The following is a 23,991-nucleotide window of genomic DNA, read 5'->3' as shown; positions in this document are numbered from 1 at the left end:
TTGCGTCGGCCATTGGTGGCCAATCGTTGCCTTGATTGTTGTCACGCGGCGAAAATCACGTCCTCGCGCTGGCTGACGTGCCAGGGAATGACCAGCTTCTCGATCCGGTCGACGATCCAGAACAGGACCACGCCGAGCAACGCCAGGATCACGAGCGCTGCGAACATCGTCGGCAGGTCGAAGGTGCCGATCGAGCGCTGCATCACATAACCGATGCCGGAATTGGAGCCGACGAACTCGCCGACGACGGCGCCGACCACGGCGAGCGTCACCGATACTTTGAGACCTGAAAAGATCGCGGGCAACGCATGCGGCAGATTCACCGCGCAAAACACCTGGAAGCGGTTGCCCTGCATGGCGCGGGCGAGATCGACCATGTCGGGGTCGACCGATTTGAAGCCTTGAACGGCGGAGACGACCACCGGGAAGAAGCCGAGCAGGAACGCCGAGATGACTTTGGGAATGATGCCGAAGCCGAACCAGACCACGAACAGCGGCGCGATGGCGATCTTCGGCACGGACTGGGAGAACACCAGCAGCGGATAGACGTAGCTCTCCACCGTCTTCGAGCCCGCGATCAGCATCGCGACGGGAATGCCGAACAGCGCCGACAGCAGGAAGCCGCAGACCGTCGCATAAGTGGTCGGCCAGGACTGGCGCAGCAGCTCCGGCCATTCCGTGCGCAGCACCGCGACGACGTCGAGCGGCGCCGGGATCTGATAGGCGGGAATCCTGAACAGCCGGATCGAAAGATCCCAGGCGATGACGATGAAGACCAGGAACAAGAACGGCCGAACCCAGGCCGCATTCAACATCCTGGAGACCGCATGTTGCGGCTTCGGCTCGGCCAATTTTCACTCCCGGCATTTTCTTCGTTGTGGAGAGAAATTAACCCGTTGGATAAATACTGTCCAGAGCTTTCCCTGTGACGTTTTGCGGCGGGTTCCGGTACACCAACGGAGTCATTCCGGGGCGATGCGAAGCATCGAACCCGGGATCTCGAGATTCCGGGTTCGGTCCTACGGACCGCCCCGGAATGACAGCAGAGAGAATGTAGGACTAAGCCGTCTGCGCCACCGCGGCGCGGGACTTCGGTGCCTTCGCGACCTCGAACAGCGCCACGGATTGTCCGGTCAGCGCAGCCAGCACGAGACCGACCATATGCGCCAGCCGCTCGTCCTTGGCCTTTTTGTCCAGGAGATCGCGGCCGAAGATCACGCTGAGCGTTGCCGAGTTCGAGAGATAGAAGAAGCAGAGCCCTGCGATCGAAATGTAGAGCTGCACCGGATCGACCGCGACCTGGAAGTCGCCACTATCGACGCCGCGCCGCACCACGGTGCGGATCATCTCGACGAAGGGCGAATGCATCGACTTGACCTTGGTCGATTTCTTCAGGTGTTTTGCGCGCGCGAGGTTCTCGGTCTGGAGCAGCGACAGGAATTCGGGATTGCGCAGGAAGTAATTCCAGGTGAACTCGATCAGCCGCCTGATCGCCTCGGGCGGATCGAGATGTTCGAGATCGAGCCCCCGCTCCTCGCTGCGGATCTTGTCATAGGCGCCTTCGAGCACGGCAAGATAGAGCTCGTCCTTGTTGCCGACGTGATAGTACAGCATGCGCTTGTTGGCGCCGGCCTTGGCCGCGATGCGGTCGACCCGCGCGCCGGCGAGGCCGTGGGCGGAGAACTCCTGCTTGGCGGCTTCGAGAATGCGCAGCCGCATCCCCTCGGGATCGCGCTGCCATTTCAGAGTTCGCTTTGCCTTCGCCTTCGCCAAACCGGGTGCTCGCTGGGTGCTGTCGATACGCGTGTAACACGCGGGCGTGCGCTTGAGAACGCAAGGATGCTGGTTGGCTCCGTCATTCCGGGGCGCGCCCTCTTGGGCGCGAGCCCGAAATCCATCGGGCCGCAGGGCCGGGCGGCTGAATGGAGTCCGGGCTGGTCGCTTCGCGACGCCCCGGAATGACAGAATCACTCCGCCGGCTTCGGCGACCGCTCCAGCAGCACCGTCTGAATCCCGCAGGTCCCACTCCGCACCGTCATGATCCGCGTGCCCGGCTTGCGGCCGTTGCGGACCTCGGTGACGTCGAGGCCGGCGGCGATCAGGCGGGCGCGGGTGGCGTCGATGTCGGCGACGCGCCAGCTCAGGCCCCAGAGCCGGTCATGCTGGGGATCACCGCCGGCGACGGGCCGGCGCACCACCTCGACGATGAGATCGCCGCAGCGGAAGAACATCAGCTGGCCCCAATCCTGGTGCGAGCGGTCGAGCGCCAGGTCGAGGCCGAGCCGCGCGCCGTAGAGCGCGGCGGCCCGTTCGGAATCCTCGGTGGTGACCACGACATGGTCGAGCCCGTCGATCGGCGCGATGTCGGTCGCAACCGAGAGCGGTCGCTCGTCGGCGAGCTCGAGGAAGAACATGCGCACGCCGCGCGTGAGTTCCGTGGCGGCGCGGGTACGCTTCCAATGCAGGACTGCCCCCGATTCGACGTCGCTGCTCTCCACCTCGGTGACCGGATCCGGCTCCAAGGCCACCCGCTCCAGCCGCCGGTGCATCCGGCTGATGTCCGCGACACGGAAGCACAGGCTGGCGAGCATGCCCTCCTGGTCGTCGAGCAGCGCGCGCATCCGGTCCGCCGTCGCGGTGAAGCCGCTCGGCGCCATCAGCTCGATCGTCATGTTCTCGAGAGTGAACAGCACGCGATCGGCGCCCTCGCCGGAATTCTGCCAGGCCGGCGCGCGGGCAAGCAGCGTCTGATAGGCCGCCCTGGCCGCATCGATGTCCCTGACCAGGACGACGACGTGATCGAGGCCCGTGATCATCTCTCCCCCTTTGATTGGCCTGGAACCTGTGAGCCGAAACACGGCGTTTGTCCGGGCTTGGCATTGCCCGGTGATGGTCGTATTCCGGCCGCATGCTGACCTCAAGCGCTTCGGGCGGCAGTTTTGCGAATAATTTCAGCGATCCCTCGGCGGAACCGGTGCTAAAGTACGCGCGTCGGCCGGGACCACAAAGCGCATGACGGACAGGCAATGCAGGCTCTCTTCATCGGACAGACCTATATCGACGTCGTCTTCATCACCGACCACATGCCGACCGGCGACGAGAAGCACGTGGCCTCGGACTACGCGGTCTCCTTCGGCGGCAACGCGGTGACGGCGGCGTTCTGCTGCGCCAAGCTCGGCATCGTGCCGGATCTGATCGCCACCGCGGCCAATGACTGGTTGGGGCGCATGTTCCAGGACATGTGCGCGAAATACGCGATCTCGCTGCACGGGCGGAAGGTGAACCAGTCCTCGCTCTCCTTCATCATGCCCAAGGACGGCAAGCGCGCCATCGTCCGCTGCCGTGACGACGAACACATCCACCCCTTCCCGATGCTCAATCTCGGCGGCTGCCGCGCGCTGCATGTCGACGGCCATCAGCCGGACGCCGCGCTCCACTACGCCAAAGTCTGCCGCGAGGCCGGCATCCTGACCTCGCTCGACGGCGGCGGCCTGCGCACCAACACGCATGAGCTGTTGGAATTCATCGACGTCGCCATCGTCGCCGAGCGCCTGTGCGAGCAGATGGACCTGACGCCGGAGAAGATGCTCGACTATCTCAAGAGCCGCGGCTGCAAGATCGGCGGCGTCACCATGGGCGAGAAGGGCCTGCTCTGGTACGACGAAACCGGGACGGTGCAGGTGATGCCGGCGATGCCGATCCCGCGCGAGCGCGTGATCGACACCAACGGCGCCGGCGACGTCTTCCACGGCGCCTATGTCTATTCCTATCTTGCCCATCCCGGTAAAAGCTGGCGCGAGCATTTCGATTTCGCCCGCGCCGCCTCGACCTTCAAGATCCAGCGCCTCGGCAACGAGGCCGGCCTGCCGACCCTTGTGGACATCGCCAAGGTCAGGCACGAATTCGAGGTCAGGGTCTAGATTCGCGCGAGGTTCTCCATGGGGCGCGTCTTCGTCGCCGGCAGCATCAACATGGATGTCGTGGCGACCGCCGATCGCCACCCGCGCATCGGCGAGACCGTTGCGGGCCGGCAGGTGTTGTATTTCCCCGGCGGCAAGGGCGCCAACCAGGCGGTGGCGGCGTCGCGGCTCGGCGCAGGGACGACGTTGATCGGACGGTTGGGGAAGGATGCGTTCGGCGCCGAGCTGAGGCAGTTTCTCGGCGATCAAGGCATCGATCTCGGCTACGTCCAGGACACGGCCGAGGCGCACACCGGCACGGCCATCATCACGGTGGCCAAATCCGACAACACCATCGTCGTCATCCCCGGCGCAAACGGCCTGGTCGGCGCCGATGACGTCGGCATCGTGCCGATGCTGAAAGGAGACGTCGCGGTCAGCCAGTTCGAGATTCCGCTGCCGACCATCGCCGCGTTCTTCCGGCGCGCGCGCGAGGCGGGTGCCGTGACCGTGCTCAACCCGGCGCCGGCGCAAGCGATGCCCGGCGAGCTCCTGGCGCTGGTCGATATCCTCGTGCTGAACGAGACCGAGCTCGGCTTCCTCGGAGGCGCGGAGCTCACGGACGCCGACGAGGCCGCGACGATCATCGCGGTCGCGCGAGAACTCCAGGCGCGCGCGGACCAGACCATTTGCGTCACGCTCGGCAAGCGCGGCGTGCTCGCGCTCGCCGGCGGCGAGGAGCTCGTCGTGCCCGGGCGGCCGGTGAAAGCGGTCGATACCACCGGCGCCGGCGACTGCTTCGTCGGCGCGCTCGCCGCGCAGCTGGCTGACGGCGTGCCATTGCGCGCCGCCCTCGCCTTCGCCAATGCTGCCGCCTCGATCAGCGTGCAGCGCATGGGCGCCGGACCGTCGATGCCGACGGCCGCGGAGGTTGCTACCGTTCTCGGCGCCGGTTGATCATGCCAGCGCGCTCTTCAGGTCGAAACTTTCGTCCGCGGCCTGCTCCGGCGTGATCGAGCGGTCCATGGCCTGCAGGCGGCGGCCGAACATGTGGTCGCCGGCGCGGTTGATGGACTCGATGCCGAGCAGTCTGTCGCCCTTGTAGCAGAACGCCGAAAACGCCTTCCTGGCGGGATCGCCGCGCAGCACGACGCGGTCGTAGCCGGTGGTGAGGCCTGCGATCTGGAGCTTGTCGTCGCCCTGATCGCTCCAGAACCACGGATGGCCGTCATAAGGCTTCTTGTCGCCTGTCAGCCGTGCCGCGAGGCAGCGGGCGTGATCGGTGGCGTTCTGCACCGATTCCAGCCGCAGCGATCCGCCGAAGCGGGGGCTGGCAAACAGCGCGCAATCGCCGATCGCGGAAATATTGGGATCGGCGGTTGCAAGATATTCGTCGACGATGATGCCGGCAGCGACCGGCAGTCCGGCCTCCGCCGCAAGCTCGATGTTCGGCAGCACACCGACGCCGACCACGACGAGATCGGCCGGCAGATGTCGTCCGTCGCTCAGGGAGACGCCGGTGACCTTGCCGCCTTCGGCCTCGATGGAGGTTGCCTGCACGCCGAGATGGATGCGGATGCCGGCCTCACGATGGCGCGCCTGGAAATATTCGGAGACCTCGGCCGTCACAGCACGCGCCATCACGCGCGGGGCGAGCTCGAGCACGTCGACCTCGAGACCCTTGATCCGCGCGGTGGCGGCGAATTCGAGGCCGATGAAACCGGCGCCGATGATCACCGCCCGCGTCTTCGACGGCATGATCTGGCGTAGCGCCTCGCTTTCGTCGAGGATGCGTAAATATTTCACGTCCGCCAGATTGGCGTTGGGCAGATCGAGCAGCCGGTTGCGCGCGCCCGTCGCCAGCACGAGATGGCCATAGGCAAGCGTCTCGCCCGAGGCGAGGAGCACGTTGCGCGCGGCGCGGTCGATCGACACCGCGCGCCCCGCGATCAGCTCGATCTTCTGGTCCTGGTAGAATTTTTCGGGCCGGAACATCAGGCTCTCGGGCCCGGCGGAGCCCTTGATGTAAGCCTTGGACAGCGGCGGCCGCTGATAGGGCAGATGCGCCTCGTCGTTGATGAGGCAGACGCGGCCTGCAAAGCCCGCCTGGCGTAGCGATGCCGCGACCTGGTAACCGCCATGACCGGCCCCGACGATGATCACCGGACCGTCGCTCATTGGACAGCCCATTTCCGGAAGACACGAGCGTGACCCATGTCGTCTCCTCTCTCGCTGATTTTGGTTGCTGACCTTACGAGGAGCCGGCGCTCGTGTCCGTCCCTTGGAAAAGGCATGCCCATTTGAGCCTATCGTTCCGTCCAGTGCAAGGGTGCACCGCGGGGATTGTCTCCCCTCGCCATCTGCGATTTAGTCGCGACTAACCACCTCATGCCGGGGATATCCAGGATGCCAGCACCAATCTCCCAGCCCGATGATCCCGCCCTGCTGCGGATCGACGGTCCGATCGCGACCATCACGCTCAACCGTCCTGCCGCGTTCAACTCGGTCAACCTTGCGATTGCGCAAAAGCTCGAGCAGCTCGCGGCCGCTATCGAAGGCGACGACGCCATCAAGGTCCTGGTGATCGAAGGCGAAGGCCGTGCCTTCTCGGCCGGCGGCGATCTGCAGACAATCGGGGCGGCCGCCGAGGCCGGCACGGTGACCCCTGTGGTCGGCGAGCTGTTGAAGCACTATCATGCCTTCATCGAGATCATCAGGCGCATGCCGAAAATCTCGCTGTCGAGCGTGCACGGTTCGGCCGCCGGCGCCGGCATGGGCCTCGCTTTCGTCACCGATCTCTGCATCGCAGCCGACGATGCCAAGTTCACCCCGGCCTATGCCAAGATCGGGGTATCGCCGGATGGCGGCTCCACGGTCGGTATCGTTGGCACGGTCGGCTCGCGCCGCGCGCTGCAGATCTTCCTGGCCGAGGACAATTTTACCGCGCAGCAGGCCTATGAATGGGGTCTCGTCGCCAAGACCGTTCCCGCCGCCGAGCTGAAGGCCGCCACGCGACAGCTCGCCGAGCGGTTGGCGCAGAACCCGCCCGCTGCCATCGCCGGCACCAAGCAGCTGGTCTATCAGGCCGCGACCACGCCGGTGAAGCAGCAGCTCGATGCCGAGGAGCACAAGATCATCATGGCAATGAACACGGAGGACTTCCGCGTTGCCGTGAAGAAGTTCACGAGCAAGTCGAAGTGACGCCCGCGCGCAGCTTCGTCGGCCTTCGTCACGGCGCCACCGACTGGAATCGCGAAGGGCTGTTCCAGGGCCGGACCGACAACCCGCTGAACGAGGACGGCCTGCGGCAAGCGCACGAGGCAGCCGACATGCTGCGCGGCGTCGGCATCAGCCGCATCGTCGCAAGCCCCCTTATGCGCGCGGCACAAACCGCCGAGATCATCGCGGCGGCGATCTCGGTGCCGCTCGAGATTGACGATCGCATCATCGAATTCGATTTCGGCAGCCTCGAGGGCCTCCCCGTTCGCGACGTCATGATCAAGCACGGCGTCACATCAGCGACGGGCCTCGTGTCGATCCTGACGGGCGACGGCGAAAGCTGGGACGCCATGGCGGGACGGTCGCTGGCTTGTGTCTCGGCGTGGCTGGAACGTCATCCCGACGACGACCTGCTGTTCGTCTGCCACGACGCGGTGATGCAGGCGATGGCGAACGCGCTGTCCGGCAGCTATTTCAAGAACAGCCACGCCACCCCGTTCCGCTATCTGCGCGACGCCGGACAATGGCGCGTCGAGCAGGTCGCTATTGCGGACAGATATAGCCCGTCCCTGCCGGCGACTTGAAGCATCCGACCGACTCCGGCAGCACGTGCCGCGGCAGCCACAGCACCACGCTCGGGAAATAGATCGCAAACGCGATCGTGCCGAGGAACACCAGGTAGATCGGCAAGGCCGCGCGCAGCGCCTTGGCAAAACTGACGCCGACGAATTTCGACGCCATCAGCAGCACCAGGCCGTAAGGCGGCGTGATCAGGCCGAAGGCGAGCGTTGCGATCAGCACGACGCCCATGTGCACGGCGTTGATGTCGCCGGCTTCTGTCAGTGCGTTGACCAGCGGCATGAAGATGATGATGGTCGGCACCGGCTCGATGAAGTCGCCGACCACGGTGAACAGCAGCACCATCAGCAGCATGATCAGGTGCGGGTCGTTACCGGCGATCGACGTGATCAACTCGGCGATGTAGGTCGCGCCGCGCAAATAAGCCAGCATCCAGCCGAAGGCGTTGGCCGCGCCGATCGTGATCAGCGGCAGCGAGAAGATCAGACCGGCGAGACAGAAATCGTAAGGGATCTTCCTGATATGCCCGCGGTTGAGCGCAGGGATGACGACGAGGACGATCCAGACCACGGCGACGACACCGGCCTCCGTCGGCGTGAACCAGCCGGTCAGGATGCCCCCTAACAGGATGACGGGGATCATCAGCGGCAGGGCCGCATCGCCGGCGGCAAAGACCACCTGCCGCAGCGGGGCGCGCGGCTTGCGCAGGCCCGACGGACCGAAGAAGTAGCAATAGATCATCAGGCCGAAACCGATCATCAGGCCCGGCACCACGCCTGCCATGAACAGGCCGGCGATCGAGACGTTGCCGACGGCGCCATAGACCACGGCGGTGATGCTCGGCGGCACCAGCGCGGCGATGGTCGAGGCCGAGGCGATGATCGCGGCGATGAAGGCGGGCTCATAGCCCTCGCGCTTCATCGGGCCGCCCAGCGCCCGGCTCATCACGGCGACGTCGGCCGTGGTCGAGCCAGACATTTCCGAGAAGAACATGCTGAAAACGACGACGACCTGCGACAGCCCGCCCCTGATGTGCCCGACCAGCGAGACCGAGAGGTTGGCTATTCGCACCACCACATTGGCCGAGCTCATGAGCTCGCCGACCAGGAGGAAAAACGGGATCGCCAGCAACGCCTCGGAATCGACGCCGTCAAAGATCTTCTGGATGATGGCGGCGAGCGACACGTCGGACAGCAGCGCGCCGATGAAGACGCCGGCCATCAGCGAGAACGGCACAGGCACGCCAAGGTATCCGAACGACAGGAAGCAGATCGTCATCAGTGCCAGGACAATGGGTGCGCTCACGGCTGCACCCTCATCTGCGCATCGGTGACGACGGGCGTTCCATCCTCCTCGGGCGGCTCGGGATGATCGAAGCCGTTGCGAAGACCATTGACGAGCTGCTCGATGGTGAACAGGCCAATCAGCACACCCGACAATGGAATGATCGCATAGAGCGAGGCGATCGGCGTGCCCGACGGCAGGCGGAAGCTGCCGAAACCGCGGAGATAATTCTGGTAGCCGTACCAGACGAGGCAGAAGGCAACGCCGAGCACGACGATGCGGATGATGACTTCGACGACCAGTCGCGAGGTGCCGTGCATCGCCTCGGAGATCGCGGTGAGATAGAGGTGGTCGTTGCGCCGCGTCGCGGCCGCCGTTCCGATGAAGATCGCGTAGATGAACAGCGTCGAGGTCACTTCCTGGAGCCACAGCCAGGGATGGCCGATGGTGCGGGTGACGATGTCGGCGGTCACCGACAACGAGAAGCCGAAGCACAGCACGCCGCACAGGATCATCAGCGCAAGCTCGAGCCAGTCGAGCCAGCGCCATTTCAGGTGGCGCTGGCGTTGAACGAGCAGTTTGTCGGCGATGGCCATTGTTGTCCCCGGCTGCGGCTTTCCGTCATGGCCGGGCTTGTCCCGGCCATCCACGCACTTTGGCGCGGGCTGGAAGGAAGAACGTGGATGCCCGGGACAAGCCCGGGCATGACGACCTTGCTGGAACTAATTAATCGACCGGATCAGATCCTTGACCTTCTCGGCGTGCGGGCCGAGCTCCTTGGCGAGCTTGTCGAGATAGGGATCGGCGACTGCCGCAAAGCTCTTCTTGTCGACGTTGTCGACGATCTTCACGCCCATCTTCTTCAGCTTCTCAGCCGCGGTGCGCTCGAGCTCGAACGCCTTCGCCGGCTCCTTGGTGCTGATCTCGTTGGCCGCGGTCTGCACCCACCCCTTCTGCTCGGCGGAGAGGCTCTGCCAGAGCTTGTCGGAGATGAACACCAGCGCGTTGTTGGCTTCGTGCTCGGTGATGTTCAGGACCGGCGCCACCTCGTAATGCTTGTTGACGAGGTAGACATTGATGCTGTTCTCGGCCACGTCGACGACGCCGGTTTGCAGGCTGGTGTAGACGCTGCCGAACGGCATGTGCACGGTCTGGGCGCCATAGGCCGGAAACATGGTGTCCTCGGTCGCGGTCGCCTGCACACGGACCTTCGCGCCCTTGATGTCGCCGACGTTATGGATCTCCTTCCTGGAGTACATGTGACGCACGCCCTGCGAGCCCGTCGCGATCACGTGCAGGCCCTGCGTGGTCTCGTCGATCATGGTCCTGAGCGCCTCGAAGACACGGGGATCGGCCAGCCCCTTGACCACGTGTTTTTCGTCGCGGAACAGATAGTGCAGCGACATCACGCCCGCCTGCGGCGAGATCGTCGCCGTGTTGGCGGAGGAGATGATCGAGAATTCGACGTCCCCGGCCTTCACGAGCTGGAGCACTTGCGGCTCCTGCCCGAGCTGCGCGCCGGGGTATTGGTCGATGATCATGGTGCCTTTGCTCAATTCCTTGAGCTTCTCGGCAAACAGGTCACCCGCAATGGAATAACCGGTATTGCGCGGCTGGTCGTAGGCGAAGCGATAATGCTTCACCTCCTGTGCCCCGGCTCCGGTGACGAAAAGCATAGCGGCCACGGCCGCCAACCCATTCAAGAATCTTGGCATGGATCGCGCAATCATCGTTTCCCCCTGTCTTATCGCCCGCCGCTTTGAGCGGTCTGAGCGTTGGTCGTTCGGTCAGCTCGTCTCTGTCTTCCCAGTCCTCTGCATGAAGTCGAAGTCGCAGCCCTCGTCGGCCTGCATGATGGTTTCGTTGAACAGCCAGGCGTAGCCGCGCCGTGCTTCCTCCGGTGCTGCGGCCGGCTTCAACGCGGCGCGGCGGCGCTCCAGCTCGGCCGCATCGACCAGAAGCTCGATGCTGCGCTTGGCCACATCCAGGCTGATCATGTCGCCGTTCTGCACCAGCGCCAGCGGCCCGCCCACGGCGGATTCCGGAGTGATGTGCAGCACGATGGTGCCGAACGCGGTGCCGCTCATGCGCGCGTCGGAAATGCGCACCATGTCCTTGGTGCCGCCGCGCGCGAGCTTCTTCGGGATCGGCAGATAGCCCGCCTCGGGCATGCCGGGCGCCCCCTTTGGGCCGGCATTGCGCAGCACCAGCACGTCGTCGGAGTTCACGTCGAGTTCGGGGTCGTCGACCCGCAAGGTCATGTCCTCGACGGATTCGAACACGACCGCGCGCCCGGTATGCTTCAAGAGCTTGGGGCTCGCGGCCGACTGCTTGATGACGGCGCCGCGCGGCGCGAGATTGCCGTGCAGGACGGCGAGGCCGCCTTCCTTCTTGATCGGATTGTCGCGCGAACGGATCGCGTCCTGGCCGGGCACGTCTTCCGCATTGGCGACGACGTCGCGCAGCGTCTGGCCCGAGATCGTCTTGGCGTCGAGATCGACGAGGTCGCCGAGCTGCGCCAGCAGCTTCGGCACGCCGCCGGCGTGGTGGAAATGCTCCATGTAATGCTCGCCGGACGGCTTGAGGTCGACCAGCACCGGCACCTCGCGGCCGATCTGGTCGAACTTTTCGAGATCGAGCCGATGCGGCGAGCGATGCGCCATCGCGGTCAAGTGGATCAGGCCGTTGGTCGAGCCGCCGATCGCCTGCAACACCACTTGCGCGTTCTTGAAGGACGCCGGCGACAGCAGCTCGCTCGGCTTCGGCCCCTTGGCCTTGGCCATCTCGGCGGCGACCTTGCCGCTGGCCTCCGCAAGCCGGAAGCGCTCGGCATGCGGTGCCGGGATCGTCGCGCTCATCGGCAGCGCCAGGCCCATGGCTTCGATCATGCAGGCCATGGTCGAGGCCGTGCCCATCACCATGCAGGTGCCGACCGACGGCGCAAGGCGGCCGTTGACCGCCTCGATCTCGGCGTCGTCCATCTCGCCGGCGCGGTACTTGCCCCAGAGACGGCGGCAATCGGTGCAGGCGCCCAGCACCTCGCCCTTGTGATGGCCGACCACCATCGGGCCGACGGGAATGACCACGGTCGGCAGATCGGCGCTGATCGCGGCCATCACCTGCGCCGGAAGCGTCTTGTCGCAGCCGCCGATCACGATCACCGAATCCATCGGCTGGGCCCGGATCATCTCCTCGGTGTCCATCGCCATCAGATTGCGCAGATACATCGAGGTCGGATGCGCAAAGCTCTCGGCGATCGAGATGGTCGGGAACACGAACGGCATCGCACCGGAGAGCATCACCCCGCGCTTGGCGGCTTCGATGATCTGCGGAACGTTGCCGTGGCAGGGATTGTAGTCGCTATACGTGTTGGTGATGCCGACGATCGGGCGCTCCAGCGCGTCGTCGGAATAGCCCATGGCCTTGATGAACGCTTTGCGCAGGAACAGCGAGAAGCCGGCATCGCCATAGCTCGTCAGACCCTTGCGCAACCCACTCGTCATCATGCCACTCCTGCGGTTGCCATTGTGGTACAGCCCGCCCCTCGATTGTCAATAAGCCTGGTCCATATTGTCGAATTTTCCGCCAAATCGTACCCTCCTTGGCGTGAATTATTGACAATCTGTCCCTTCCCTGCTCCACAGTGCGAGCCGGCCAGACGCCGGAAGACTGAGGGCATGTCCGACATTCGCTCCACAGACAGCATGCCGATCCGGCTCGACGATCCGGACGACGTCGTCGCGCGGCTGGAGGAGGACATCATCTTTGGCCGCCTCGCGCCCGCCGCGCGCCTGACTGAAGACGCGCTGATGTCGCGTTACGGGACCTCCCGCCACTTCGTACGGCAGGCCTTGGTGGACGCCGAACGCCGCGGCATCGTCCGCCGCGAGAAGAATGTCGGCGCCACCGTGCGGTTCTACTCGGCCGAGGAGGTCCGGCAGATCTACGAGGTCCGGGAGATGCTGACCCGGCAGGCCGCGCTGATGATCGCCCTGCCCGCAGCGCAAAGCCTGATCGACGAAATCTCATCATTGCAACGGCAATATTGCGCGAAGGCCGACTTGCGGGATCTCCGCGGCATCCACGAAGCCAACGACGCCTTCCACCTCGCGCTGTTCTCGGCTTGCGGCAATCCCTATCTGGTGCGCTCGCTGCAGGACTACATGAACCTGACCTTGCCGATGCGCGCCAAGAATCTCGCCGATCGCGAGGGCTTGGCGCAGTCGCGGCGCCAGCATGAGATGATGATCGAGCTGCTGAAAGGCCGTGACAGCTGGGCATTGGCGCAGCTGTGCGTGGATCACATGCAGTTCAGCAAGAGGGATTATCTGGCGCGGGTTGCGGGGGAGGATCGCTAGCAATAAGCCAACAAAGCGAGGCCACTCGCCTCATCTCGGTTGCGCGAGGTTGCCCTGCCGGTAAGCGGCCCTCCTTTCTTCGCACGTAGAATATCGCGGAAAGGCCTTGTTCCATCTAGTAAATCTCGCCAAAATGCAACCCCGAGTGGACAGTACCGATTTCTTGCACCCCAACCCTCTATGGAAAAATGCAACACTTCGATTTTACAGAAATTTGTGACGGGCGCTCGCCCCACCCAGAAAGTGAAGGTGGCTTCTTCCCGTTAGAGGGGAAAGACGCGTTCGAGATAGCGTATGCCAACACGGAAAAAATCATTAACTGCTCGGCCTTCCGAAGAATGCAAGGCAAGACGCAAGTCTATCCATTTCCCACGACGGACGCCGTCCGCAATCGCCTCACTCACTCGATCGAGGTCGCGCACATTGGCCAGACTATTGCGACCAAGGTGTTTGCCCCGATAAATTGTGAGGAAACGATAAAGCGGGCGGCGCAGCAAATCGTCAACAACGGATGCTTACTGCATGATATTGGAAATCCTCCCTTTGGACACGGAGGAGAAGAAGCGATCCGCGAGTTCTTCCGTGCGGCCGACTCAATCAAGATAGTGAAAGACGCCTTCTGTAACGTAGACCTGAAGAACGACTTTCTTTTGTTCGACGGTAACGCTCAGGGTTTTCGTATCGCCACCACATTGAACGGAAGAAAATACGATGGAGGATTGCGTCTGGGCGCAGCGACCTTGTGCGCCATGGTAAAATATCCTTATGGGAGCTCAGAGGAAGGTGGCAAGCCAGGAAAATTCGGCTTCATGAATTCCGAAAGCGAGTACTTTAGGACAGTATTCGGGACTTGCGGACTAACGGATGGAAAGGGAGTGCTGCATCGGAGCCCGCTCTCACTGATCGTCGAAGCGGCAGACGATATTGCTTATCTGACGGCTGATCTACAAGATGCCTACATCTACGGCGACATCGATTTCAAATTCGCCTTGGGAGAGCTCGCCCTCCTCGCTCAGTCCGACCGCCCCTTCGCGGAAGCCAAGGACCGAGGCGATACGATCTCCGAGTTTCGATCTTTGGCCGTGAACAAGATGATCACGTTGGCGTCGGAACGGCTTTACAATGAAGTGTTCAAGAACAAATCAGTCGTGGACCGCTTCAAACCATTTTCGTTCTGGAGCACTGAAGCGGCCCAAGGCGTTGAGGCCAGCGAAGATCGAATCCGCGCAAAAAGCAATGAGAGCATTTATCGCGGCCGCCGAAAGGTGACACTGCAGGTTGCCGGAGGGCGAATAATAAAGTTCGTTCTTGAAATGCAGATTCGTGCGCTGAACGATCTTTATATTTATCTGCTGGGCAACAGGACAACAGTAGACCTGATGCCCGCTCACATAGAAAACCAGTTGGATGGACCTCCAACGCTGGAGAAGCTAGCGAAGCATCTACTCGACAATCTGGAGCGCGGCATCAGAAGTAGAGAGTCAGTCCAAGTCATCTTGAGAATGCCGACAGAAACTCAAGGACAGATGATGAGGCTATTCGTCGAGGCCTGCCAAGCCCCTCAATTTGTGGCGTCCAGCAAGATCCCCTGCGAAGCCGGCGCGCAGCCTGCCGACGAACAAACTGCAACGGATGAGCAACTTGCTTACGGACTCATTCAACTAGCGGTCGATTTCGTTTCTGGAACGACGGATCGTTACCTTAGTAACTACAGCAAAGATTGGGCTGGTCCGTCACTAACTTGACAAGGGGAGCAGGGCTCCCCTTGTAGAATAGTTGCTTATTCGGCTGCTTCCTTCGCGGCGGATTCAAAGAGCCAGCGAGCCGCCATCTCCGCGATCGCCAGTTCGACCATACGGCTTTCTTCACCACTACTCACGCCGCGGAATACTCGCCCTGCGCCTATCTCAATACAATGCCGTAGAGGAGCATCTGGTTGTTGCTGATGATAGTCGCGACTGTAGTCAGCTATTTGAGCCATCACTTGGCTGATATGCCGATCGGCCTCAGCCTCTGGGTCACGCTGAACGTGCACATGTGTTGACATGACATCTCCAAGTAGTACGACTCATGGCTGGAACATAACAGGAACAATTCGCTCTGTCGAGCTACTTTTACCTGAGCTGCGCGCCGCCAAGGACAGCTGTGACAAAGCTATCAACACTCTTTTGAGGGTGTGCACAACTCGCGCGACTACTGATTGCATAACTCGGCAGTACGCCGCCGTACGCAGACTATGAATCGTGATTCGTCAAAGGCATCTTAACCGATGATAGTTCCTGGCGTCATTCTGGATCATCTCCCGCCCTAATTCTCTCAAAGAGGACGTGCGGACATCGTTCCGTGCGCCGACAACGGCGATCATCATGCCAAAAGCCCCCCTCTTCTCACGAGCCAAGCTCGTCGCAGGACTGCATCTGCCTCCGTCCACGCTTCGGCGGAGAAGATTGAGGTGGCAGAACCCACCTGCGCGTAAGCGGCACCTTGAATTTCCGCGTAGACAGATTGGCCTGATAAAGGGCTGTTCCGTACCCCCAAGCAGACCGCTATCCGCACTGGCACCGCCATAATCGGCAGGCGCCTTTCGATCCCCGATCAAATGCCCCCAAGACGCGCTCCGCGCTCTCGATCCTTGGCCAACCAAATTGGACACTTCGAGGTGAAACTTGCTCGGATGTGAGCTGTCACCAGGCCTTGATCGCAGAGCAGGCATCGATCACTGCCATCGCCGCGTAAGTATCCGCCTTCGCAATGCGGTACTAACATTCGAGAAGACCGCGAAAACGGACATTCGCGATGCAATAGCGAATAACCTGCCGAGCGCGACCAGCAGAAATTGGCGAATAGGAAAGACCGAGCTTTTTTGCTGTCCTGAAAGCTGTGGACACGGTCAAAACCGTGAGGGAGAACGCGGCATCGAGCCAATTTCAGGATGCCGCAAAATGGAATTTGATGATGTCATTCTCGGCCGGCGAAGCATTCGCGGCTACAAGCCCGACCCCGTCCCGCAGGAATTGATCAAGGAAATCCTGGCGCTGGCCATGCGCGCGCCGTCGTCGATGAATACCCAACCGTGGAATTTCTATGTCGTCACCGGGGCACCGCTGGATCGTATCCGTCAGGGCAATACCGAGCGCAATCGGGCGGGCGTGCCGCACTCACGGGAGTTTCGAACCGGCCAGGCGTTCGAAGGCGTGCATCGCGAACGCCAGATTGGCGTTGCCAAGCAGTTGTTCAGCGCGATGGGAATTGCGCGAGACGACAAGCAGAAGCGGCAAGATTGGGTCCTTCGCGGTTTTCGCCAGTTCGACGCGCCCGTGTGCGTGATCATCACGTACGATCGTAAGTTGGCTTCGAGTGACGACACGGCCTTCGACTGCGGCGCCGTGGCGACCGCGCTCGTCAACGCGGCCTGGTCGCGGGGGCTTGGCGCCGTGATCAACAGCCAGGGCATCATGCAATCCCCCGTCGTGCGCGAGCATGCCGGAATTGCGGATGATCAAGTGATCATGAAAAGCATCGCGTTAGGCTGGCCGGATGACAGCTTTCCTGCCAATGCCGTCATCACCGAGCGCAAGTCGGTCGATGAAGCGACGACGTTCGTGGGATTTGCGAGCGGGGCCTAGCCTGATCTCACGTTGCACCGGCTGTCAGGCGATTCCTGCCGAGGTCCGGCGACGTGTCATTGTGAGCGAAGCCATCCAGACTGCCGCTCCAGAGAGATTCTGGATCGCTTCGCTGCGCTCGCAATGACACTCCCGTCGCGGATTACCGCTTCTTCCAGTCGATGATCCGGCCCGGATCGGCATCGTACTCCATGCTGCAGAACGCGCCGCCCTGGAAGTAGTCGCCGACCGGATCCGGCTTCAGCTTGGCCTGCTCGGCCATCGCGTGCTCGCGAAAATCTTCGGCACGGCCGGTGGGGCGATAGCCGAATTCGTAGGCGCGATGGTTGTCCCACCAGGCGCGCTCGTTGAAAGAGGCGCCGTAGAACACTTCGAAATGGATATCGGGATGCTCTAACCCGATGCGGCAGAGCTGGACGAGATCGTCGGGCTTGAGCCAGATCGAGAGCCGGCGCTGGTCGAGCGGCATGTCGCCGAAATTGCCGATGCGCAGGCACGTGACCTTCAGCCCATGCTTGTCGGCATAGAGCGCACCGACGGCCTCGCCGAACACCTTGCTGACGCCATAACGCCCATCGGGGCGCGGCGTGACGTCGGTTCCGATCTTGTGGTGGCGCGGATAGAAGCCGACGGCGTGGTTCGAGGAGGCGAACACCACGCGCTTGACGCCCTTGCGGTAGGCGGCCTCGAACAGATTGTAGCCGCCGATGATGTTGGCCTGCAGGATCTGGTCCCAGGTGCCTTCGACCGAATAGCCGCCGAAATGGATGATGCCGTCGACGCCCTCACAGATCGCCTCACATTGTGCGAGATCGGCGAGGTCCGCCGCCTTGAATTTTTCGTTCGCGCCGAGATCGGCGGGCGGCTTGATGTCGGAGAGCAGGAGATCCGGATAGATCGGCGGCAACAGCTTTCGCAGGCTCGTTCCGATTCCGCCCGAAGCCCCCGTCATCAAGATACGCGGCATGTTGTCCCTCGCCGTTGGTGACCGATTTGCGGTCACGTGTCTCTAATGATAGCAGCATTGTCCAGAGGGAACGAAACGAGAGAACCGACATGAATGAGGCATCGTCCCACTCCGGGGATCTCCGCCAAGGCTGGCGGCCGGCGACCTATTACCCCGATCCTGCGATCAAGGCACTCGATCCCCGCTTCGAAAAATACTGGCTGAAACTGTCGGCGGTGGAGCGGCTCGCGACCGGCCTGCGCTGGGCTGAGGGTCCGGTGTGGTTCGGCGACGGGCGCTATCTCCTCTGCAGCGACATCCCGAACCAGCGCATCCTCAAATGGGAGGAGGAGACCGGCGCGGTGAGCGTGTTCCGCAAGCCCTCCAATTTCGCCAACGGCAATACGCGCGACCGGCAGGGCCGGCTCGTCACCTGCGAGCATGGCGGACGCCGCGTGACGCGCACCGAATATGACGGCAGCATCACCGTGCTGATGGATCAATTCGACGGCAAGCGGTTGAACTCGCCGAACGATGTCGTTGTTAAATCGGACGGCTCGATCTGGTTCACCGATCCGATCTTCGGGCTGCTCGGCAACTACGAGGGCTACAAGGCCGAGCCCGAGATCGACATGAACGTCTACAGGCTCGACCCGGAGACCCGCAAGGCCACCGTCGTCGCCGAGGGTGTGCTCGGGCCGAACGGGCTCGCCTTCTCACCGGACGAGAAAATCCTCTACCTCATCGAATCCCGCGGCGTGCCCACCCGCAAAATTCTCGCCTATGACGTGTCCCCGTCCGGCGACAAGCTTTCGAACAAGCGCGTCTTCGTCGATGCCGGGCCCGGCACGCCGGACGGTTTCCGCGTCGACATCGACGGCAATCTCTGGTGCGGCTGGGGCATGGGCGATCCCGAGCTCGACGGCGTCGTGGTGTTCGCGCCCGACGGCGTCATGATCGGCCGCATCGCGCTGCCCGAACGCTGCGCCAATCTCTGCTTCGGCGGCGTGAAGCGCAACCGCCTGTTCATGGCGGCGAGCCAGTCGATCTACGCGCTTTATGTGAACACGCAGGGGGCAGTGGGGGGATAGTTTCTCCGCTCGTCATTCCGGGGCGTCGCGAGAGCGACGAGCCCGGAATCCATTTGTCCACCTACTCCGTTGCACGATGGATTCCGGGCTCGCGCCGAAGATGGCGTGCCCCGGAATGACGACGGAGCAAAACAAAAAAAGCCGGAGCGGTTGCCCGCTCCGGCGTCGTATTCGTTCACGCGCTGACACTTACGCCGCGTTGAAGCCCGCAACCGCCTTCACTTCGAGGAAGTCCTCGAGGCCGTACTTGCCCCATTCGCGGCCGTTGCCGGACTGCTTGTAGCCGCCGAACGGCGCGGTGCGGTCGTTGGGCACGCCCTGGAGGTTGACGTTGCCGGCGCGGATCTGGCGGCCGACGCGCTTGGCGTCCTCGACCGTCGGGCCGTAGACGTAGCCAGCGAGGCCGTAGGGCGTGTCGTTGGCAATCTTCACCGCATCGGCTTCGTCCTTGGCGCCGATGATGGTCAGCACCGGTCCGAAGATCTCTTCGCGCGCGATCGTCATGTCGGGCGTGACGTCGGCGAAGATGGTCGGACGGACGTAGAAGCCCTTGTTGACGCCTTCGGGCAGGCCCGGGCCGCCGGCGACGAGCGTTGCGCCCTCGTCGATGCCCTTCTTGATCAGGCCCTGGATCTTGTCCCACTGGCCACGGTTGACGACCGGGCCGATGGTGGTGCCTTCGGCGCGGGGATCGCCGGCCTTGGTCTTGTCGGCGACGGCCTTCGCGATCGCGGCGACGTCCTTCATCTTGGACAGTGGCACGATCATGCGCGAGGGTGCGTTGCAGGACTGGCCGGAGTTGTTGAACATGTGCATCACGCCGCCGGTCACCGCCTTGGTGAGGTCGGCGCCTTCGAGGATGACGTTCGGCGACTTGCCACCGAGCTCCTGGCTGACGCGCTTGACGGTCGGCGCGGCGCGCTTGGCGACGTCGATACCGGCGCGGGTCGAGCCGGTGAAGGAGATCATGTCGATATCGGGGTGCTCGCTCATGGCGGCGCCGACCTCGGGGCCGAGGCCGTTGACGAGGTTGAACACGCCCTTCGGCACGCCGGCTTCATGGAGGATTTCCGCGAAGATCAGCGCCGAGGTCGGGGTGAACTCGCTGGGCTTCAGGATCATGGTGCAGCCGGCGGCGAGCGCGGGCGCGACCTTGCAGGCGATCTGGTTGAGCGGCCAGTTCCAGGGCGTGATCATGCCGACCACGCCGATCGGCTCGCGCAGCACCATGGCGGTGCCGACCGGTTCCTCGAAATGATAGTTCTTGAGCACGTCGAGCGTGGTCATGAGATGGCCGAGGCCGGCGCCGGCCTGGAGCTTCTCCGCCATCGGCAGCGGCGCGCCCATTTCGTCGGAGACGGCGGCGCCGATCTCCTTGAGGCGACCCTTATAGACCTCGATGACCTTGGTGAGCAGCGCGACGCGCTCCTCGCGGCTGGTCTGAGAGAAGGTGGCGAAGGCGCGCTTGGCGGCGGCGACCGCCTTGTCCACGTCGGCCTTGGAGCCCAGAGCAACCTCGTACATCGCCTCTTCCGTCGCGGGATTGACGACCGGAGTGGACTTCTTGACGACGGGATCGACCCAGGCGCCGTCGATGTAGAATTGCATGCGATTGACCATCGTTAACCTCTTCTTGGGGGCATGGTGGGGGCGTTTCGGCAGGCATCCTTGCACGAAAGCGCCGGCAATTGAACCCGCCATATGCGGGGCCAGCGTTGCGGCGGACGGAGGCTATATGAGCCGATGGCGGGAACGTGGCAAGGTTGTCGCAGCCGTCATTCCGGGGCGATGCGAAGCATCGAACCCGGAATCTCGAGATTCCGGGTTCGCGCTAACGCGCGCCCCGGAATGACGGCCAGGTTACTTCCACTACACCGCCATCTTCCGATGCAGCACCGGCGCGCCGGTGGTGAGGCTTTCGGCCGCATCGATGATCGCGTTGGCGTCGATGCCGTAGTGCCGATAAAGGTCGGCGATGCTGCCGGTCTGGCCGAACTGCTCGACGCCGAGCGCCTCGACGCGATGGCCGCGGACACTGCCGAGCCAGCCGAGCGCGGACGGATGGCCGTCGATCACGGTCACGAGGCCGCAGTCGCGCGGCAGCGGCGCCAGCAGCTTTTCGATGTGGCTGAGATGCTGCACGCCGCGGCGGTCGCGCCGCAATTGCCGTGCGCCGGTCCAACCTGCGTGGAGACGATCGGCCGAGGTGATCGCGAGCAGGCCGATGTCGCGGCGGCTCTCGCCGATGAAGCCGGTGGCCTCGATCGCCTCGGGCGCGACCGCGCCGGTATAGGCGATCACGAGCTCGGCATTCGGCCCCGGCTTGCGCAGCCAGTAGGCGCCGTCGGTGATGCCCTGCTGCAATTCCGGCGTCATGATGCGCTGCGCCTGCTCGATGCTGCGGGTCGACAGCCGCAAATAGACCGAGCCGCCCTCGCCCGGATCGCGCTGCATGTGCTCAAAGCCCCAGCCCATGATCACGGCGAGCTCGTCGACGAAGGCCGGCTCGAACGAGGCGAGCCCGTCCTGGGCCATGCCGATCAAGGGCGTGGCGATCGACTGGTGTGCCCCGCCTTCGGGCGCGAGCGTGATGCCCGACGGCGTCGCCGCCACCATGAACCGCGCATCCTGGTAGCAGGCATAGTTCAGCGCATCGAGGCCGCGCTCAATAAAGGGATCGTAGAGCGTGCCGACCGGCAGAAGCCGTTCGCCGTTGATCTGGTGCGACAGGCCAAGCGCCGAGAGCATGATGAACAGGTTCATCTCGGCGATGCCGAGCTCGAGGTGCTGGCCTTTGGGCGAAGCGTCCCAATTGTAGGTGGAGGGAATTTTCTCACTGCGGAATAAGTCCGCCTTCTCGGCACGCGCGAACAGGCCGCGGCGGTTCACCCAGGGACCGAGATTGGTGGAGACGGTGACGTCGGGCGAGGTCGTGACGATGCGCTTTGCCAGCTCGCTGTCGCCGCGCGCGATCTCGTTCAGCACGACGCCAAAGCCCTGCTGGGTCGACATCTGCGGCGACGGCTTGAAGGCGAGCTCGGCGGGCACTTCGACCACGGGCGCGGTCAGGCGGCGGCCGTCCTGATTGAAGGGCACTCGCGCGAGGAACGCGTCGAGCTCGGCGGCGGATTGCGGCAAGCCCTCGTACTTGTCCCATTCGTGGCCGGGCCGGATGTTCTGGCTGTCGCGATACTTCTCCATCTGCGCGACCGTCATCAGGCCGGCGTGGTTGTCCTTGTGGCCCTGGAACGGCAGGCCGACGCCCTTGATGGTATAGGCGATGAAGCAGACCGGACGATCGTGGTCGATGGATTCGAAGGCCTCCAGCATGCTCGCCATGTCGTGGCCGCCGAGATTCGACATCAGCGCCAGCAGCTCCTCGTCACTGCGCTTGTCGATCAGTTTCGTGATCGGACCCTGGTCGCCGATCTCGTCATGCAGGTGCTTGCGGAAGGCGGCGCCGCCCTGGAAGCACAGCGCCGCATAAAGCGCGTTCGGGCAATTGTCGATCCAGCGCTTCAAGGCTTCGCCGCCGGGTTCAGCAAAGGCCTCGCGCATCAGGCGGCCGTACTTCACGATGACGACGTCCCAGCCGAAATTGCGGAACATGGTCTCGAATTTTTCCCACAGACCCTCGCGCACGACGGCGTCGAGCGACTGGCGGTTATAGTCGACCACCCACCAGGTGTTGCGCAGGCCGTGCTTCCAGCCTTCGGCGAGCGCCTCCCAGATATTGCCTTCGTCCATCTCAGCATCGCCGACCAGCGCGATCATCCGCCCCTCGCGGCGGTCCTGCGCCCAGCCATGCGCCTTGACGTAGTCCTGCACCAGCGAGGAGAACAGCGTCTGCGCGACGCCGAGACCAACCGAGCCGGTGGAGAAGTCGACGTCGTCGACGTCCTTGGTGCGCGAGGGATAGGACTGCGCGCCCTTGAAGCCGCGAAAATTCTCCAGCTTCTCGCGGCTCTGCCGGCCGAACAGATACTGGATGGCGTGGAACACCGGGCTCGCATGCGGCTTCACCGCGACGCGGTCCTCGGGGCGCAGCACGTGGAAGTACAGCGCCGACATGATGGTCGCCAGCGAGGCGGAGGAGGCCTGGTGGCCGCCGACCTTCAGCCCATCCGCATTGGCGCGAATGTGGTTGGCGTGGTGGATGGTCCAGGACGACAGCCACAGCGCCTTGCGGCTGAGCGCGGTCAATGTGTCGAGGCGGGCGGTATCGACGGGCATGGCAATGCTCCCGGAAATCAGGTGGGGCGATGATACGCCTGCGGGAGGCGCCAAATTTCTCAATTTTTCGCGCCATACCCGGCGATATTGGGATACTTTACCAATGGATTGCCCCCATGACAGGTTTCATCCCAATGCCCGAGCTCGACGCCATCGACCGCAAGATCCTCAGCTACCTCCAGGCCGACAGCCGGCTGACCATGCAGGAACTCGCCGACAAGGTTGGGCTGTCGGTCTCGCCCTGCCACCGCAGGGTCAAGCTATTGGAGGAGCGCGGCGTCATCTCGCGCTACATCGCGACCGTCGACCAGAAGGCGCTGGGCCTGCATGTCAGCGTCTTCATCTCGATCAAGCTGGCGCGGCAGAAGGAGGAGGATCTCAACCGCTTCGCCCGCGCGATCTCGAAATGGGACGAGGTCCTGGAGTGCTATCTGATGACCGGCAACCGCGACTATCTCCTGCGCGTCGTTGCGGCCGACCTCGCCTCCTACGAGACGTTTCTCAAGACCAAGCTGACCCGCCTCGACGGCATCGCCTCGATCGAGTCCAGCTTTGCGCTGAGCCAGGTGAAGTATTCGATCGCGCTGCCGGTGTGAACGGACACGAGACCAGTGTTCATCGATAGACATAGCTATTCATTCTCGCGGCTTATTCGCCCGAGCTTTGCTTCGTTGGGCCCCCCCAATTGAAAGAGGGCGCAGGGAAGACCGGGCGCCGGCTGGCACCCGCGGTCCACTGTGCGAATCCTGCGTAACA

General features: G+C 63.3%; 21 protein-coding genes. 9 read left to right on the top strand and 12 right to left on the bottom strand.

All coding sequences use genetic code 11. The features are described 5' to 3' along the window. Positions 1 to 41: 41 nt before the first annotated feature. From TSA1_RS37935 to TSA1_RS37920, 3 genes are all read right to left on the bottom strand, one after another. Positions 42 to 851, bottom strand: a complete 810-nt coding sequence (locus TSA1_RS37935) for an ABC transporter permease (RefSeq protein WP_100180778.1) — start codon at positions 849 to 851, stop codon at positions 42 to 44. Between the two features lie 208 nt (positions 852 to 1,059). Continuing rightward, positions 1,060 to 1,719 (bottom strand): TetR/AcrR family transcriptional regulator, encoded by a 660-nt coding sequence (locus TSA1_RS37925; RefSeq protein WP_100180777.1) that lies wholly within the window; start codon positions 1,717 to 1,719, stop codon positions 1,060 to 1,062. A 248-nt stretch (positions 1,720 to 1,967) separates the two neighbouring features. After that, a complete protein-coding gene (locus TSA1_RS37920; RefSeq protein WP_100180776.1) occupies positions 1,968 to 2,816 on the bottom strand; it encodes a VOC family protein in 849 nt (282 codons plus the stop codon). Between the two features lie 210 nt (positions 2,817 to 3,026). Here TSA1_RS37920 and TSA1_RS37915 point away from each other — a divergent pair, with 210 nt between their 5' ends. Together TSA1_RS37915 and rbsK are read left to right on the top strand one after the other, a co-directional pair. After that, positions 3,027 to 3,920 (top strand): sugar kinase, encoded by an 894-nt coding sequence (locus TSA1_RS37915; RefSeq protein ID WP_100180775.1) that lies wholly within the window; start codon positions 3,027 to 3,029, stop codon positions 3,918 to 3,920. A gap of 18 nt (positions 3,921 to 3,938) precedes the next feature. Then, positions 3,939 to 4,856 carry a ribokinase gene (gene rbsK, locus TSA1_RS37910; protein WP_100180774.1) on the top strand — a complete coding sequence of 306 codons (918 nt, stop codon included), beginning with the start codon at positions 3,939 to 3,941 and terminating at the stop codon, positions 4,854 to 4,856. On the opposite strand, the gene TSA1_RS37905 is transcribed toward rbsK, so the two are convergent. Beyond that, positions 4,857 to 6,077 (bottom strand): NAD(P)/FAD-dependent oxidoreductase, encoded by a 1,221-nt coding sequence (locus TSA1_RS37905; RefSeq protein WP_100180773.1) that lies wholly within the window; start codon positions 6,075 to 6,077, stop codon positions 4,857 to 4,859. 228 nt (positions 6,078 to 6,305) lie between these two features. On the opposite strand from TSA1_RS37905, the gene TSA1_RS37900 reads away from it, so the two are divergent. Beyond that, entirely contained in the window at positions 6,306 to 7,100 is a 795-nt protein-coding gene (locus tag TSA1_RS37900) for an enoyl-CoA hydratase/isomerase family protein (RefSeq protein WP_100180772.1), read from the top strand. Beyond that, positions 7,097 to 7,702 (top strand): histidine phosphatase family protein, encoded by a 606-nt coding sequence (locus TSA1_RS37895; RefSeq protein ID WP_100180771.1) that lies wholly within the window; start codon positions 7,097 to 7,099, stop codon positions 7,700 to 7,702. Before TSA1_RS37900 ends, TSA1_RS37895 begins: the two co-directional genes overlap by 4 nt. Here the strand turns inward: TSA1_RS37895 and TSA1_RS37890 are convergent. From TSA1_RS37890 to TSA1_RS37875, 4 genes are all read right to left on the bottom strand, one after another. Further along, positions 7,662 to 9,002, bottom strand: coding sequence for a TRAP transporter large permease (locus tag TSA1_RS37890; RefSeq protein ID WP_100180770.1), 1,341 nt, complete (start codon positions 9,000 to 9,002; stop codon positions 7,662 to 7,664). The two genes, TSA1_RS37895 and TSA1_RS37890, sit on opposite strands and share 41 nt — an antisense overlap. Next, entirely contained in the window at positions 8,999 to 9,577 is a 579-nt protein-coding gene (locus TSA1_RS37885) for a TRAP transporter small permease (RefSeq protein WP_100180769.1), read from the bottom strand. The genes TSA1_RS37890 and TSA1_RS37885 overlap by 4 nt, the downstream gene beginning before the upstream one ends. Positions 9,578 to 9,703: 126 nt before the next feature. Beyond that, the gene (locus tag TSA1_RS37880) at positions 9,704 to 10,711 is read right to left on the bottom strand and encodes a TRAP transporter substrate-binding protein (RefSeq protein WP_100180768.1); all 1,008 of its coding nucleotides are present in this window, start codon (positions 10,709 to 10,711) and stop codon (positions 9,704 to 9,706) included. A 57-nt stretch (positions 10,712 to 10,768) separates the two neighbouring features. Then, positions 10,769 to 12,484 carry an IlvD/Edd family dehydratase gene (locus TSA1_RS37875; protein ID WP_174719257.1) on the bottom strand — a complete coding sequence of 572 codons (1,716 nt, stop codon included), beginning with the start codon at positions 12,482 to 12,484 and terminating at the stop codon, positions 10,769 to 10,771. A gap of 174 nt (positions 12,485 to 12,658) precedes the next feature. Between TSA1_RS37875 and TSA1_RS37870 the strand changes: the two genes are divergently transcribed. Together TSA1_RS37870 and TSA1_RS37865 are read left to right on the top strand one after the other, a co-directional pair. After that, positions 12,659 to 13,339, top strand: a complete 681-nt coding sequence (locus tag TSA1_RS37870) for a GntR family transcriptional regulator (protein WP_100180766.1) — start codon at positions 12,659 to 12,661, stop codon at positions 13,337 to 13,339. A gap of 188 nt (positions 13,340 to 13,527) precedes the next feature. Then, positions 13,528 to 15,084: a deoxyguanosinetriphosphate triphosphohydrolase family protein gene (locus TSA1_RS37865; RefSeq protein WP_100180765.1), complete on the top strand. Its 1,557-nt coding sequence runs from the start codon at positions 13,528 to 13,530 to the stop codon at positions 15,082 to 15,084. Positions 15,085 to 15,119: 35 nt separating this feature from the next. Here the strand turns inward: TSA1_RS37865 and TSA1_RS39190 are convergent, their stop codons facing one another. Then, positions 15,120 to 15,386: a hypothetical protein gene (locus tag TSA1_RS39190; protein ID WP_142251880.1), complete on the bottom strand. Its 267-nt coding sequence runs from the start codon at positions 15,384 to 15,386 to the stop codon at positions 15,120 to 15,122. 895 nt (positions 15,387 to 16,281) lie between these two features. Here TSA1_RS39190 and TSA1_RS37860 point away from each other — a divergent pair. Beyond that, positions 16,282 to 16,965 (top strand): nitroreductase, encoded by a 684-nt coding sequence (locus TSA1_RS37860; protein ID WP_100180764.1) that lies wholly within the window; start codon positions 16,282 to 16,284, stop codon positions 16,963 to 16,965. Between the two features lie 142 nt (positions 16,966 to 17,107). Here TSA1_RS37860 and TSA1_RS37855 read toward each other — a convergent pair whose 3' ends face one another. Further along, positions 17,108 to 17,932, bottom strand: coding sequence for an NAD-dependent epimerase/dehydratase family protein (locus tag TSA1_RS37855; RefSeq protein WP_100180763.1), 825 nt, complete (start codon positions 17,930 to 17,932; stop codon positions 17,108 to 17,110). A gap of 89 nt (positions 17,933 to 18,021) precedes the next feature. Between TSA1_RS37855 and TSA1_RS37850 the strand changes: the two genes are divergently transcribed. Further along, positions 18,022 to 19,002 carry an SMP-30/gluconolactonase/LRE family protein gene (locus TSA1_RS37850; protein WP_100180762.1) on the top strand — a complete coding sequence of 327 codons (981 nt, stop codon included), beginning with the start codon at positions 18,022 to 18,024 and terminating at the stop codon, positions 19,000 to 19,002. 189 nt (positions 19,003 to 19,191) lie between these two features. Here TSA1_RS37850 and TSA1_RS37845 read toward each other — a convergent pair whose 3' ends face one another. Continuing rightward, complete coding sequence (locus TSA1_RS37845) at positions 19,192 to 20,622, bottom strand: aldehyde dehydrogenase family protein (RefSeq protein ID WP_100180761.1); 1,431 nt, start codon at positions 20,620 to 20,622, stop codon at positions 19,192 to 19,194. Between the two features lie 249 nt (positions 20,623 to 20,871). Continuing rightward, positions 20,872 to 23,235, bottom strand: a complete 2,364-nt coding sequence (locus TSA1_RS37840; RefSeq protein WP_100180760.1) for a hypothetical protein — start codon at positions 23,233 to 23,235, stop codon at positions 20,872 to 20,874. 134 nt (positions 23,236 to 23,369) lie between these two features. Between TSA1_RS37840 and TSA1_RS37835 the strand changes: the two genes are divergently transcribed. Beyond that, positions 23,370 to 23,831 carry an Lrp/AsnC family transcriptional regulator gene (locus tag TSA1_RS37835; protein ID WP_100180759.1) on the top strand — a complete coding sequence of 154 codons (462 nt, stop codon included), beginning with the start codon at positions 23,370 to 23,372 and terminating at the stop codon, positions 23,829 to 23,831. The last annotated feature ends 160 nt before the right edge of the window (positions 23,832 to 23,991 follow it).

This window comes from Bradyrhizobium nitroreducens (genome assembly GCF_002776695.1).
GTDB classification, from domain to species: domain Bacteria; phylum Pseudomonadota; class Alphaproteobacteria; order Rhizobiales; family Xanthobacteraceae; genus Bradyrhizobium; species Bradyrhizobium nitroreducens.
This window is presented reverse-complemented; position numbering and strand designations above follow the sequence as displayed.

Coding starts and splice junctions, on each gene's coding strand:
- TSA1_RS37925 (WP_100180777.1), bottom strand. CDS start 1,719: ATGCGGCTGCGCATTCTCGAAGCCGCCAAGCAGGAGTTCTCCGCCCAC.
- TSA1_RS37920 (WP_100180776.1), bottom strand. CDS start 2,816: ATGATCACGGGCCTCGATCACGTCGTCGTCCTGGTCAGGGACATCGAT.
- TSA1_RS37915 (WP_100180775.1), top strand. CDS start 3,027: ATGCAGGCTCTCTTCATCGGACAGACCTATATCGACGTCGTCTTCATC.
- rbsK (WP_100180774.1), top strand. CDS start 3,939: ATGGGGCGCGTCTTCGTCGCCGGCAGCATCAACATGGATGTCGTGGCG.
- TSA1_RS37905 (WP_100180773.1), bottom strand. CDS start 6,077: ATGAGCGACGGTCCGGTGATCATCGTCGGGGCCGGTCATGGCGGTTAC.
- TSA1_RS37900 (WP_100180772.1), top strand. CDS start 6,306: ATGCCAGCACCAATCTCCCAGCCCGATGATCCCGCCCTGCTGCGGATC.
- TSA1_RS37885 (WP_100180769.1), bottom strand. CDS start 9,577: ATGGCCATCGCCGACAAACTGCTCGTTCAACGCCAGCGCCACCTGAAA.
- TSA1_RS37880 (WP_100180768.1), bottom strand. CDS start 10,711: ATGATTGCGCGATCCATGCCAAGATTCTTGAATGGGTTGGCGGCCGTG.
- TSA1_RS37875 (WP_174719257.1), bottom strand. CDS start 12,484: ATGACGAGTGGGTTGCGCAAGGGTCTGACGAGCTATGGCGATGCCGGC.
- TSA1_RS37870 (WP_100180766.1), top strand. CDS start 12,659: ATGTCCGACATTCGCTCCACAGACAGCATGCCGATCCGGCTCGACGAT.
- TSA1_RS37865 (WP_100180765.1), top strand. CDS start 13,528: ATGCAACACTTCGATTTTACAGAAATTTGTGACGGGCGCTCGCCCCAC.
- TSA1_RS39190 (WP_142251880.1), bottom strand. CDS start 15,386: ATGTCAACACATGTGCACGTTCAGCGTGACCCAGAGGCTGAGGCCGAT.
- TSA1_RS37860 (WP_100180764.1), top strand. CDS start 16,282: ATGGAATTTGATGATGTCATTCTCGGCCGGCGAAGCATTCGCGGCTAC.
- TSA1_RS37855 (WP_100180763.1), bottom strand. CDS start 17,932: ATGCCGCGTATCTTGATGACGGGGGCTTCGGGCGGAATCGGAACGAGC.
- TSA1_RS37850 (WP_100180762.1), top strand. CDS start 18,022: ATGAATGAGGCATCGTCCCACTCCGGGGATCTCCGCCAAGGCTGGCGG.
- TSA1_RS37845 (WP_100180761.1), bottom strand. CDS start 20,622: ATGGTCAATCGCATGCAATTCTACATCGACGGCGCCTGGGTCGATCCC.
- TSA1_RS37840 (WP_100180760.1), bottom strand. CDS start 23,235: ATGCCCGTCGATACCGCCCGCCTCGACACATTGACCGCGCTCAGCCGC.
- TSA1_RS37835 (WP_100180759.1), top strand. CDS start 23,370: ATGCCCGAGCTCGACGCCATCGACCGCAAGATCCTCAGCTACCTCCAG.